10 protein-coding genes are annotated in these 11,274 nt (G+C 69.4%); 4 read left to right on the top strand and 6 right to left on the bottom strand.

What is annotated here, in order from left to right:
* Together VLF18_RS11325 and VLF18_RS11320 are read left to right on the top strand one after the other, a co-directional pair.
* Window positions 1–2,601: DUF2339 domain-containing protein (locus tag VLF18_RS11325; protein ID WP_325279730.1), on the top strand; the 2,601-nt coding region annotated here is incomplete at its 5' end.
* The gene (locus VLF18_RS11320) at window positions 2,598–3,992 is read left to right on the top strand and encodes a DUF3999 domain-containing protein (protein ID WP_325279729.1); all 1,395 of its coding nucleotides are present in this window, start codon (window positions 2,598–2,600) and stop codon (window positions 3,990–3,992) included. The genes VLF18_RS11325 and VLF18_RS11320, both read left to right, overlap by 4 nt.
* A gap of 36 nt (window positions 3,993–4,028) precedes the next feature.
* On the opposite strand, the gene VLF18_RS11315 is transcribed toward VLF18_RS11320, so the two are convergent.
* From VLF18_RS11315 to VLF18_RS11300, 4 genes are all read right to left on the bottom strand, one after another.
* Window positions 4,029–4,793 (bottom strand): glycosyltransferase family 2 protein, encoded by a 765-nt coding sequence (locus VLF18_RS11315; RefSeq protein WP_325279728.1) that lies wholly within the window; start codon window positions 4,791–4,793, stop codon window positions 4,029–4,031.
* Complete coding sequence (locus VLF18_RS11310; RefSeq protein ID WP_325279727.1) at window positions 4,786–6,018, bottom strand: O-antigen ligase family protein; 1,233 nt, start codon at window positions 6,016–6,018, stop codon at window positions 4,786–4,788. The genes VLF18_RS11315 and VLF18_RS11310 overlap by 8 nt, the downstream gene beginning before the upstream one ends.
* 93 nt (window positions 6,019–6,111) lie before the next feature.
* Window positions 6,112–7,200, bottom strand: a complete 1,089-nt coding sequence (locus VLF18_RS11305; protein ID WP_414717212.1) for a glycosyltransferase — start codon at window positions 7,198–7,200, stop codon at window positions 6,112–6,114.
* Between the two features lie 69 nt (window positions 7,201–7,269).
* The gene (locus VLF18_RS11300; RefSeq protein ID WP_325279725.1) at window positions 7,270–7,479 is read right to left on the bottom strand and encodes a zinc-finger domain-containing protein; all 210 of its coding nucleotides are present in this window, start codon (window positions 7,477–7,479) and stop codon (window positions 7,270–7,272) included.
* Window positions 7,480–7,680: 201 nt separating this feature from the next.
* On the opposite strand from VLF18_RS11300, the gene VLF18_RS11295 reads away from it, so the two are divergent.
* A complete protein-coding gene (locus VLF18_RS11295; protein ID WP_325279724.1) occupies window positions 7,681–8,268 on the top strand; it encodes a Yip1 family protein in 588 nt (195 codons plus the stop codon).
* Between the two features lie 45 nt (window positions 8,269–8,313).
* Here the strand turns inward: VLF18_RS11295 and VLF18_RS11290 are convergent, their stop codons facing one another.
* Together VLF18_RS11290 and VLF18_RS11285 are read right to left on the bottom strand one after the other, a co-directional pair.
* Window positions 8,314–9,792, bottom strand: a complete 1,479-nt coding sequence (locus VLF18_RS11290; RefSeq protein WP_325279723.1) for a tyrosinase family protein — start codon at window positions 9,790–9,792, stop codon at window positions 8,314–8,316.
* Window positions 9,793–9,885: 93 nt separating this feature from the next.
* Window positions 9,886–10,425 (bottom strand): hypothetical protein, encoded by a 540-nt coding sequence (locus tag VLF18_RS11285; RefSeq protein WP_325279722.1) that lies wholly within the window; start codon window positions 10,423–10,425, stop codon window positions 9,886–9,888.
* A 171-nt stretch (window positions 10,426–10,596) separates the two neighbouring features.
* Between VLF18_RS11285 and VLF18_RS11280 the strand changes: the two genes are divergently transcribed.
* Window positions 10,597–11,253 (top strand): Hpt domain-containing protein, encoded by a 657-nt coding sequence (locus VLF18_RS11280; RefSeq protein WP_325279721.1) that lies wholly within the window; start codon window positions 10,597–10,599, stop codon window positions 11,251–11,253.
* Window positions 11,254–11,274 lie beyond the last annotated feature (21 nt).

Genomic DNA, 11,274 nt, shown 5'->3' with positions numbered 1-11,274 from the left:
CCGCCGGCCGCCGCGCGCAGCGCGACGCCGCAGCGTCACGAACCCGTGCCACCCGCCCCGCGTGCGACGCCGGCCGAGCCGTCGCCGCCGCTCGACTTCGACCTGGATCTCAGCGACATGGCCACCCCTCCTCCGCCGCCGGCATCGCCGCAACGCGCGGTTTTCACGATCGGCGAAGCACCGTCTGCACCATCGGCGGCCAAGCGTCCGCCGCCGATTCCGCGCGCCGCGCGCCCCGCCGGTGCGCCGCCGCCGCGCGCGACGCGCAGTGACGAACCCGATCCGCTCGAGCGCGCGTTCGCCGCGATCAAACGCTGGTTCACCGAGGGCAACATCCCGGTGAAGATCGGTGTGCTGATCCTGTTCCTGGGCGTCGGCGCGCTCATGAAATATGCCGCCGACCAGGGCTGGTTCACGGTGCCGATCGAAGTACGCATGGCCGGCATCGCCGCCGCCGCCATCGCCGGCCTGATTTTCGGCTGGCGCAAGCGCGAGAGCCACCGCGCGTTCGCACTGTCGCTGCAGGGCGGCGCCGTCGGCATCCTGCTGCTCGTCGTGTTCGGCAGCTACAAGCTCCACAACCTGCTGCCGCCGGGACTCGCCTTCCTGCTGCTCGTCGTCATCGTCGGCGCCGCCGGCATCCTCGCCGTCGCGCAGGATGCGCTGGCGCTCGCGCTGCTCGCGATCGTCGGCGGCTTCCTCGCGCCGGTACTGACTGCGAGCGACAGCGGCAATCACGTTGCGTTGTTCACGTATTACGCCGTGCTCAACGCGGCGATCTTCGGCATCGCCTGGGTAAAACCCTGGCGCGCGCTGAACCTGCTCGGCTTCGTCTTCACGTTCGGCATCGGCACGGCCTGGGGCTTCCTCAAGTACCGCCCCGAACTGTTCTCGACGACCGAACCGTTTCTGATCCTGTTCTATGCGTTCTATCTGCTGATTCCGCTGCTCTATGCGCTGCGCCAGCCGGAAGAGCGCCGCGGCTTCGTCGACGGCAGCCTCGTGTTCGGCACACCGCTGTTCGCGTTCCCGCTGCAGGCCGCGCTGCTCGACGGCGATACAAAACTGCTCGCGCTGTCGGCGCTCGTGCTCGCACTCGCGCACGTCGGCGTCGCCTGGTTCGCGTTCCGCCGTCTTGCGATGACGCTGCTCGGCCAGTCGCATGCGCTGCTCGCGCTCGGCTTCGCGACGCTGGCCGTGCCGCTCGCGCTGTCGGCGCGCTCCACCGCCTGCGCCTGGGCCGTCGAAGGTGCGGCGCTGGTCTGGCTCGGCCTGCGCCAGCAGCGTCAGCTGCCGCGCGTGATCGGCTATCTGCTGCAGCTCGCCGCCGGCGTGTCGCTGCTGAGCGTGCTGTTCGACCGCAACCCGCCGCCGGGGATGCTGCCAATGCTCAACGGCGATTTCCTCGCGATCCTGCTGCTGTCGGCGGCCGGATTCGTCTGCAGCGGCCTGCTGCGCCGCTCCAACGAAACGAGCGCGATGGCCCAGCTGCAGCTGGTCTGGGCGCTGGCCTGGTGGTTCGCGCTCGGCGTCAACGAGATCGAGCGCTTCGCGCCGGCCGGCACGGGCGCGAACTGGCTGCTCGGCTTCATGGCACTGACCGCGCTGCTCGCGAGCGAAGCCGCGCGCCGGCTCGGATGGAACGAGCTGCGCTGGCCCGCACTGGTCGCGATCTTCGCCGCCCCGGCGTTCATCGCCGCGACGGCCGCGGCCAACGAACATGGCCCGCTGTCGGGCTTCGGTCTCGCCGCATGGCTCGGCTGGTTCGTCGCGAGCCTGCGCGTGCAGCGCAATCTCGACGCGACGGCGACGCCGGGACTCGGCGCCGCCTACGCGGTACACGTGTTCACATGGACCGGCGTGCTCGGAACGCAACTCGTCCACCTTGCGCGCGAAACCTGGCTCCTCGGCACGATCTGGCAGGTGCTGCTCGGTCTCGCGCCGTTCGCCGTCGCGTTCGCGGGCACGCTGGGCCGCTGGCGCGTGCTGCGGTTCCCGCTGGCCGAGCAGGCCGAAGCGGCGCGCCCGGCGCTGCTCGGCGTGTTCTCGATCCTGCTCGGCGCATTCTGGGTCATCGGCCTCGTCGCCGCGGGCGATCCGGCGCCGCTCGCCTACGTGCCGGTTGCCAATCCGCTGGAACTCGCGCAGCTCGGTTTCGTCATCGCGCTGCTGTACTGGTTCCGCCAGGCCGGCGCAGCCGGCGACGCGATCCTCGACGCGGCATTCCGCGCCCAGCTGCTCGCGATCATCGGCATCGCGCTGATGACGAGCATGACCCTGCGCGGCGTGCACTTCCTCGGCGGCGTGCCCTGGGACAGCGAATCGATGATGCGCTCGGCGCTCGCGCAGGCCTGCCTCTCGGTCGTCTGGTGCGTCGCAGGTCTCATCGCGATGCTGACCGGCGCGCGCCGCCGCTCGCGTCCGATCTGGATCGGCGGCGCCTGCCTCGTCGGCCTCGTCATCGTGAAGCTGATCCTGATCGACCGCACGCACCTGAAGGATCTGCATGCGATTCTCGGCGTGCTCGCGGTCGGCGGCCTGCTGATGATCGTCGGCTGGTTCGCGCCGAATCCGCCGAAGCAGATCGAGGGCGAGGTATGAAACGCGTCGCAGCCGCCGTCGTCCTGCTGCTGGGCGCCGGCGCCGCGGCGGCCGGACAGCGCAGTGACTATGCGCAGGAATGGCCGCTGCGCCTGTCCCGCGCGGACGGCGGCGCGTTCCGCGTCGTGCTCAGCGAGCCGATGTACCGCGCGGCGCAGGACGTCGCGCTCGCCGACATCGAGGTCTTCAACGCGGCCGGCGAATCGCTGCCGGCCACGCTGCTCGGCCCCGAGGGCACCAGCGCGCAGGAATGGCCGCGCGAACTCATCGACGTGCCGTGGTTCGTGCTGCCCTCGGCGCAGGACGCTGCGAATGGCGACGACTGGAACCTGCGCGCCGAGCGAGACGCACAGGGCCGCGTGCTGCGTATCGATGCCAGCGTCGCGTCGGGCGCCGGCGGCGACGCACGCCGCGAACTGCTGCTGGACCTCAGCCAGATCCGCACGCCGCTCGCGGCACTGCGTCTGGACTGGGCCGACGACGTGCCCGCATTCCAGGCCAACGTCGCCGTGTCCGCGAGCGAGGACCTGCAGCACTGGCATGCGATCGGCAGCGGCATCGCCGCCGACCTTCGCAACGGCGAGGAGCGCCTGCGCCGCGACCGCATCGAACTCGGCCGCGAGCGCAGCTTCCGTTATCTGCGCATCGCCGCGGCGACGAACACGCTGCCGCCGTTGCGCGCTGTCCGCGCCGAAGCCGCCCCGCCGCCGCCGGAACCCGAATGGCGCTGGCTCAGCGTGAACGGCGACGCCGTGCCCGAGGATGACCGCCTGCACTACCGTTACCGCCTCGACGCGCGCATCCCGGTGCTGCAGCTCGATCTGCGCGCCGACGGCGGCAACAGCGTCGCGACCTGGACCGTGCGCAGCCGCGAGAACGAGAAGCTGCCGTGGTACACGCGCGCCGGCCCGTGGACCGGCTATCGCGTCGCTTCGGGCGACACCGTGGAAAGTTCCACACCGCAGCGCCTGACTGCGCCGCTGCGCGACCGCGAGTGGCGGGTCGAGGCGACGCCGGCGCCGCGCACGGCGCCGGCGCTCGTGCTCGGCTATCGGCCCGAAGTGCTGGTATTTCTCGCCCAGGGCGAAGGCCCATACACGATTGCCGCCGGCAGCGCGAAGGCGCGCCGCCATGACGCGCCGATCGCGACGCTGCTCGACGCCCTGCGCCGTCGCCACGGCGCCGACTGGAAGCCGTATCCGGCCGTGCCGGAAGACAGCCGCACGGTCAGCGGCGATCAGGCGCTCGTGCCGCCGGCGCCGCCGGCACGCGAGCCCGACTGGCGCAACCTGCTGCTCTGGGTCGTGCTCGTCGCCGGCACGCTGCTCGTCGTCGGGATGGCGTTGTCGCTGCTCGGGAGCGAGAAAGCGGGAAAGAGTGAAGACGAATGAGCAACGAGTGAAGCGTGCGACAACCCCACTCTTCTCTCACTTCTCTCCACTAGTTTCCTCCCGGTCTTTTTCCAGAACTTTCGCGTACTTCAGGAACACGTAGTACGCCGCCGACACGGCGTTGATGAAGCCCGCCCAGCCGTCGAGGAACCAGCGCTTGCCGAAATACTGGCGCAGGAAGAACACGTAGGGATACAGCACGAGCCGCGCGGCCATGAAGCGCCGGCGCCGGCCGCGCTTGTGCGCGACGAGGCCGCTCGAATACGCGTTGATCTTCGCGACCTTGGTCGCGATGTCGGGCTCGCCGTAATGCATGAATACCGCGGCGCGCAGCGTCGTCGTCGCCTCGCGCGTTTCGGGTGCCGCATGCACGGGCACCGCGTTCATGCGCACGCGGTCGCGGTCGAACAGGCGCAGATGCGTATTGAGCCGCACGCCGGGATGGTTGAAGGTCCAGAACACCTGTTCGCGGCGCGGCAGCCGGAAACCGGCGACCTGCGGCGCCGCCAGCGCCGCCTCGATCGCCGCGCGCGCGCCTTCGGCCAGCGCCTCGTCGGCGTCGAGCAGCAGCACCCAGCGATGCCGCGCCTTGTCGATCGCGCTCTGCTTCTGCGCCGCATAGCCTTTGAACGACTCATGGAATACGCGCGCATTGAATTCGGCGGCAATCGCGAGCGTGGCGTCCGTCGAACCCGAATCGAGCACGACGATCTCGTCGGCCCAGGCCGCGCTCGCGAGGCAGCGCGTCAAGGTCGCCGCATTGTTCAATGTGGTCACGACGAGACTCAGCGGCTCACGCATCGGCGTCGTCCCCCGGTGATGCGGCCAGTGCCGCGCAGTACAGCGCGATGAGCCACCAGAACAGCAGTCCCCACCAGGCCGAATAGAACGCGAGATGCGTGTTCAGCGGAAACGCCATTGCGACGAGCGACAGCCCCGGCGCGAACGCCGCTTCGCGCTGCGCGCGGCCGGCACCGCGCCAGGCCATCGCTGCCGCGGCAATCGCCGAAAGCCACAGCGCGAATCCGATCGCGCCGGTTTCGCTGAGCACTTCGAGCAGCCACTGATGCGCATGCGCCGCACCGCTGCCGTCGGTCTGGACGAAACTGTCACCCGGCGCGGCGTAGTGCGCATAGGCGTAGCGGAACCCGCGCACGCCGACGCCGTTGACCGGATGATCCACGATCATCGCGCCGGCGGTGTGCCAGATCTGCGCGCGTCCGGCCAGCGCGAAATCGATCTCCCCCGGCGTGCCGTCGAACGCCTGCAGCGTGCGCTGCAGGCGCGCGTCGAACGCGGCGGACGTCTGCCAGGCGACGGCGACGGCCGCGCCCATGACCAGCGCCAGCGCCGCGAGCGCCGCGGCGAAACGCAGCGGTCGGCGCGTTTCGCACCAGAGCAGCACGAGCGCGACGAGCGCCAGCGCGAACCAGCTCGCGCGCGAACCGGCGAGCAGCACCGGAACGAGAATGAACGCGAACGCCAGCGCGAGACCGCGAGGCCCCCAGCGCGCGCGCGCGGCGAGCAGCGGGAACGGCGCGAGCGTCGCGAGCACGGGACCGAGCTTGAGATTGTCCGCGCCGAACAGTCCGCTCAGACGCTCGGCTTCGGCGGCGCCGCCCGCGCTCCAGCCGGTCAGCGCCTGCAGCCACGCGTCGGCGAGCCAGATCGCGACGACGAACGCGACGCCGTCGCGCAGTTGCGCATGCCGCCGCGTCGTCGAGAGCGCAACCAGCGCGAACGCGCCCAGCGGCACGAAGCGCAGCGCGGCCAGCACGGTGCCCCAGCTCTTCGACGGATTGACCGCGTCGAGCGCCGAAATCGCCGCGGCGCCGGCATAGCAGAGCCAGAGCAGCGCGAACAGGCGCAGCGAGGCGTACGACAGCGTCGATGCCGATCCACGCAGAACGGCGGCGGCGAGCCCCACGGCGCAGAGCACGACGCCGAACTCCGCGCTGCGTCCGAACGGCAGCAGCAGGACCGCCGCCCAGAGCGGCAGCAGCGCGACCGGGAGTCGTTCGTTCATGACCAGGGACGCGACTCGCTCGCGCAGCGACGGAGTGCTCATGCGGAGCGCGATGATAGCCCAGCCGTCCGGGCTTTCCGGCGCGCGGCCGGATCAGCTCATCGCGTAGGTCGAGCGCAGGCTCGCTTCGTCGTTGTTGACGAGCGCGTTGTACAGCGCAAGCGTCGCGCGCTGCATGTCGGCGAGCTGGTAGCGGCGCAGCGGCGGGATCGCCGGCGCGAGCCGCAGCAGTTCCGCGGCACGCTCGACGAGCCTCCCGAAATCGTCGAACGGCACGCGGCCCGACGGATACAGCTCTGTCAGCAGTTCGCCGACACCGCCGTGGGCATAGCCGAGCACAGGCCGGCACAGCGCCAGTGCCTCGATCACGGTGCGGCCGAACGCTTCGGGTTTGTTCGACAGCTGCAGCACGAGCGCACTGGCCGCGTAGACGTCGCGCACGTCGGCGCGCGGCGCGGCGAATACGACGTCGTCCGCGACGCCGCGCTCGTCGGCGAGCCGCTGCAGTTCGGCGACGTAGTTGCCGCGGCTCGGTTCGACGACGCCGAGCAGCAGCAGGCGCGTCGCGATGCCGCGCTGCTTCAGGGCCGCGATCAGTTCGATCGCGTCGGCATGACCCTTGATGCGCGTGCCGCGCCCCGGCAGCGTGAGCAGTGGCGCGCCGCGCAGCCGCGGATAGTCGGCGTAGAACGCACGCAGCCACTCATCGTCGGGGCGGTGGCCGTATGGAAATTCGTTGAGGTCGATGCCGCGCGGGATCACGACGATGCGCTCGGGATCGATCTCGTAATGACTGATCAGGTAGTCGCGGACCGTATGCGACACGGCGATCACGCGTTCGCCGCGGGTCATGATCGCGCTGTAGCGTCCCGGCGTGTTGAGGCCGTGCGCAGTCGTCACGAAATGCGTGTTCGGCGGGCCGTTCTTCAGCGCGAAATGCGCGAGCCAGGCCGGCAGGCGCGACCGCGCGTGGACGATGTCGGGTTTGATCTCATGGAACAGGCTGCGCAGGCCCGCGACGTGGCGCAGGCTCAGCAGCGACTTCGCGCCGATCGTGCGCTGGATATGCTCGCTGCCCTCGGCCAGCAGGCGCGGCACGAGCCGGCCGCCGGCCGATATGACGATGGAACGGTGACCCGCGGCGACCAGCGCCGCCCCGACTTCGAGCGTGGACCGCTCCACCCCGCCCGTTTCCAGGGCCGGTACGAGTTGAATGACGGTGAGTCGGCGCCCCTGCTGCACGGGTGACGGTCAGCGCGTGAGGACGTAGCGCGCGCCGCAATAGGCGCAGACCGATTCGCCACCTTCGTCCTCGATCGGCAGATAGACCTTCGGATGGGAGTTCCAGAGGCTCATGCCGGGCATCGGGCACGACAGCGGCAGGTCCGCCGGCGTCACTTCGTAACGGTTCTCGGCATTCGCAGGAATGGTCTGCGCCGCCGCAGGGTTGGGTCTGGCCATGAAAGGTTCCGAATTTCGCGAAAGCGCACGAGTTTAGCAGCTCGCATCCTGTGACCGGATGCACGCTTTGTGCCGGCAACTGCTCACAGTGGGGATGCGACCGCGGCTTCGCACGTCAGGTTCCGTACGGGGCTAGAATCGCTCCGCTTGCGCCGGTGGCCGCGCACTGAGCCATCAACGTCGACTGGGGTTGGGAGAAACATGGATATCAACAAGATGATCGAACGCATCAAGAACGTCCTGCTGTCGCCTAAGACGGAATGGCCTGTGATCGCACAGGAACAGACCGACATCGCAAAGCTCTACACCGGCTACATCATGATTCTCGCGGCGATCCCCGCGGTGTTCGGCTTCCTCAGCAGCGTCGTGTTCAGCCCGATGGGCTTCGGCCTCGCGTTCGGCGTCATGATCTTCAGCTATGCAGTCAGCCTCGGCATGGTGTTCGTCATCGCGCTCATCATCGATGCGCTCGCACCGACCTTCGGCGCGCAGAAGAGCCAGATCCAGGCGCTGAAAACCGTCGCCTACGCCTACACCGCGAGCTGGGTCGCCGGCGTCTTCCTGATCATTCCGTTCGTCGGCTGGATCATTTCCCTGGCCGGCGGCATCTACTCGCTGGTGCAGCTGTACTTCGCGCTGCCGCACACCATGAAGTCGCCGCCCGAGCGCACCGGCGGCTATTTCGCCGTCATCCTCGTGATCTCGATCGTGCTGAGCTGGATCATCGCCGCGGTCGTCGCGACGATCACGATCGGCGCCGCGCTGAGCGCTGCCGCCGTCGCGAGCTGATCCCGACCGCCGGGCTCCGCGCCTGCGGAGCCCGGCCTTCCTTCGTCACTGCACCTGCAGTTCGATCGTCCCGACGACCGGCTTGGCCGCGCTGGCCGGCTCGCCGACCGGCGCGATCGTCACGCTCGGATTTTCGCTCAGCGTCTTGTTCGCGCCGAGGCGGCGCACGAGATCGGTCACGTCGAAGCTGTAGAACTTGTCCTCGCCGCTGCCGTGACCCGCGTGACCACCGTCGCCGTGGTCGAGCTTCAGCGCGTCGAAAAACGTCAGCGTGCCGACGTGATAGTCGGCGTTCTTCTCCGGCGCCGCGCCTTCCGGCAGTTCCAGATAGACGTGATAGAGCACTTCGGGCTGCACCTGCGCCTGCAGCTTGCTCAGGACCAGGAACACGCGCTGCTCCTTCGGCGCCGCCTGCAGACGCTGCGGCAGCGGCTGCGCCGACTCGGTCGCTCCGGCCGTGTCCAACTGCACGCGCACGGGCTTCGCACCGAGCGCCACGCCGCTCTCCGCACTGACGCGCGCCGCACGCTGCGGCTTGCGCGTCGCGACTTCGCCCGCGGCGACCGTCTTGCCGGGCTTGGGTTCGAGACGGTCATACGAATAGCCGAGCTTCGCGATGTCGAAATAGTCCGACACCTTGGCGACCACGCGCGTGCCCTTGGTATCAGCGAACACGAACGTGTCGTCGTTCCAGGGCGCCTTCGGATTCACGCCGCCGTTGGCGTTCCAGCTCGCCCAGAGCCGGTCGATGTTGCAGTGATGCAGCCAGAAGATCGGGTCGCGCGCGGCCCAGGGCACGGCGCCCATGTTCTCGCGATTGCCGGTCAGCACGTGCACGTTGCCATGCAGGCCCGAGTCGATCGCGAGGCAGAAACCCTGCAGCGCGCCGCTCGGCGAGTATTGCGCCTGGGTCAGCGACTGCAGGCCGAGCGGATCGTCGGGCTGTCCCTGGTCGATCGGCTTGCCCGCGTTGGCGAGCTGGTTGCGCTCGGCGATGTAGAGCGGGCCGTAGACCGGATCGTCCTTCTTCAGGAATTCGCCCGGCAGTACGCCGTGCGTCGGGCCGCTGGCCGAATAGTTCCAGTACGGCAACGTGAACTCGTCGCGCTTGCTGACCGCGCGCACGATGCTCTCGAAGAACAGCACGAACATGCGGTGCCACGGCAGGAACAGGTTTTCGTTCTGGCCGCTGTGGGCCTGGCAGGTATTCCACATGGCGACCGCGAGATCCTTGTGCGCACTCGGGCCGGTGCCGAAGATGCGCGTGATCTCGGCGCTCTTGGTCGTCGAACTCTTGACGAAGTGCGTATACCACTGGAACGTCCAGTTGCTCGGGTCGGTGCCGGCGAGCCCCTGCATGCTCTTCACTGCGCCGGCGTAGATCTTCAGCATCTCCTGGCCCTTGGCGCTGCGCGCGTCGTAGCGTACGCGGGTCCCCTGGGCGCCGGCGTATTTGAGCAGCCACAGCGAAAGCGGAACGGCAGCGGCGCCGCGAACGAAGTCGCGGCGGGAAATCGTGGTCATGGCGTAATCCCCTAGTGCGGCGTCGGTTAATACTGGTAAAACGCCACAGGTATACACCCGCGCAATGACGACTTCAATACGGCACGCGGCCGCTCATTGCGCGACGAGCAAGATCCGGCCGACGCGGACCTGCGCGCCGGCCGCCGCTGCGGCATCCGGCACGATGCGGACGGCGACGCCGCCCTGCGCGGCAAGCTTCCGCAGCGCGCCGGTGACGACGAAGCTGCGCTGTGCCGTCGCGCCTTCGGCATGCGAGACGCCGAACACGTTGAAGGTTCCGACCGGCACCGCCGCACCGCCGGCCGCCGCGTCGCCGACGAGTTCGACGCGATAGAGCGCGCCCGGGTCGGCGTCGACCGCGATCGCGTCGAGCACGAGGTGAATCTCTCCGCCGGGCGCAAGCGCCGCGACGCGTCCGCGCAATGCGGCCGCGCCGCCGGCCGGCATCAGCGGCACGGTCACGGCGGCGTCGCGAAGGACGATGCCCCCCTCGGCAGAAGCGACGGGCTCGGGCGATGCGGGGGCGGCGGGCGACATGGCGGGCTCCAGCGCGGCCATCGCCGCGGCGAACAGCGCGAAGGCGGCGGCCGGCGGCAGCAGGCGCACGCGGAGACGACGATCGGCGGCGGTCATGATGGAAGCCTCCATCGGGCGGCATGTCGCGTCGGCGGCAACCGACGCAGCGGTTCTACCCGTTGCGGACTGCGACCGCAAATTCCGCGCAAAAGATCCTGGATGCGTTTACAAGCGCCCGTACGCACCGGTAAAACGTGCTGGGGCACATTCCGTCGGGAGGCGGGGTTCATGATTTACCTGTTGTTTGCCGCGGTCGCAGCGGTCCTGATCGGCGTCGGTGTCTGGCTGGGTCGCCGCCAGACGCGACCGTCCACGACCGGGCGCAGCCATGGCGGCGGCAACGACGTCGACGACGATCTGCGCGGCGTGTTCATCGCCGAAGTCAAATCGGAAATCGGCAACCTGCGCCGGAACCTGATGCTCTGGAAAGCCGCCCCGGCCAACCTCAACCGCGTGATGCCGCTGCGGCGCTCGTTTCACACGCTCAAGGGCAGCAGCCGCATGGTCGGCGCGCCGACGCTCGGCGATTTCAATGCGCGCTTCGAGCGCCTGCTCGATCGCGTCATCGACAAATCCCTGAGCCCCGATCCGCCGGTCGTCGCCGTCGTCGAGCAGGCCGTTGCGGCGCTGCCGGAACTGCTGGCCCAGTTCGAGGGCGACCGCATCCCGCGCGCCGATATCGCGGCGATCATGAAAACCGCCGACCGACTCATCAAGAGCGAGCGCGCCGTCGTCCGGCCGCTGCGCCCGGCGGTCGAAGCCGTCGATCCCGGTGCCGCGGCGCAGGCAGTCCGGGCCGTTCGCGCCGCGGCGCGTCCGGAAACGCCGCTGCCGCCGTCGCGGCGTCCGGCGGCCGAACCCGGCGACGACACGGCGACGAGCTGACGCAGGAGACTGCTTTCAGAC

Origin of the sequence: Tahibacter sp. (assembly GCF_035481375.1) — a bacterium.
Lineage (GTDB): Bacteria > Pseudomonadota > Gammaproteobacteria > Xanthomonadales > Rhodanobacteraceae > Tahibacter.
Note: the sequence above shows the minus strand (reverse complement) of the source record. Positions and strands in the feature narration are given on the sequence as shown.

Bases quoted from the DNA above. Each gene is read 5' to 3' on its own strand.
- VLF18_RS11320 (WP_325279729.1), top strand. From the start codon at position 2,598: ATGAAACGCGTCGCAGCCGCCGTCGTCCTGCTGCTGGGCGCCGGCGCC.
- VLF18_RS11315 (WP_325279728.1), bottom strand. From the start codon at position 4,793: ATGCGTGAGCCGCTGAGTCTCGTCGTGACCACATTGAACAATGCGGCG.
- VLF18_RS11310 (WP_325279727.1), bottom strand. From the start codon at position 6,018: ATGAACGAACGACTCCCGGTCGCGCTGCTGCCGCTCTGGGCGGCGGTC.
- VLF18_RS11300 (WP_325279725.1), bottom strand. From the start codon at position 7,479: ATGGCCAGACCCAACCCTGCGGCGGCGCAGACCATTCCTGCGAATGCC.
- VLF18_RS11295 (WP_325279724.1), top strand. From the start codon at position 7,681: ATGGATATCAACAAGATGATCGAACGCATCAAGAACGTCCTGCTGTCG.
- VLF18_RS11290 (WP_325279723.1), bottom strand. From the start codon at position 9,792: ATGACCACGATTTCCCGCCGCGACTTCGTTCGCGGCGCCGCTGCCGTT.
- VLF18_RS11285 (WP_325279722.1), bottom strand. From the start codon at position 10,425: ATGACCGCCGCCGATCGTCGTCTCCGCGTGCGCCTGCTGCCGCCGGCC.
- VLF18_RS11280 (WP_325279721.1), top strand. From the start codon at position 10,597: ATGATTTACCTGTTGTTTGCCGCGGTCGCAGCGGTCCTGATCGGCGTC.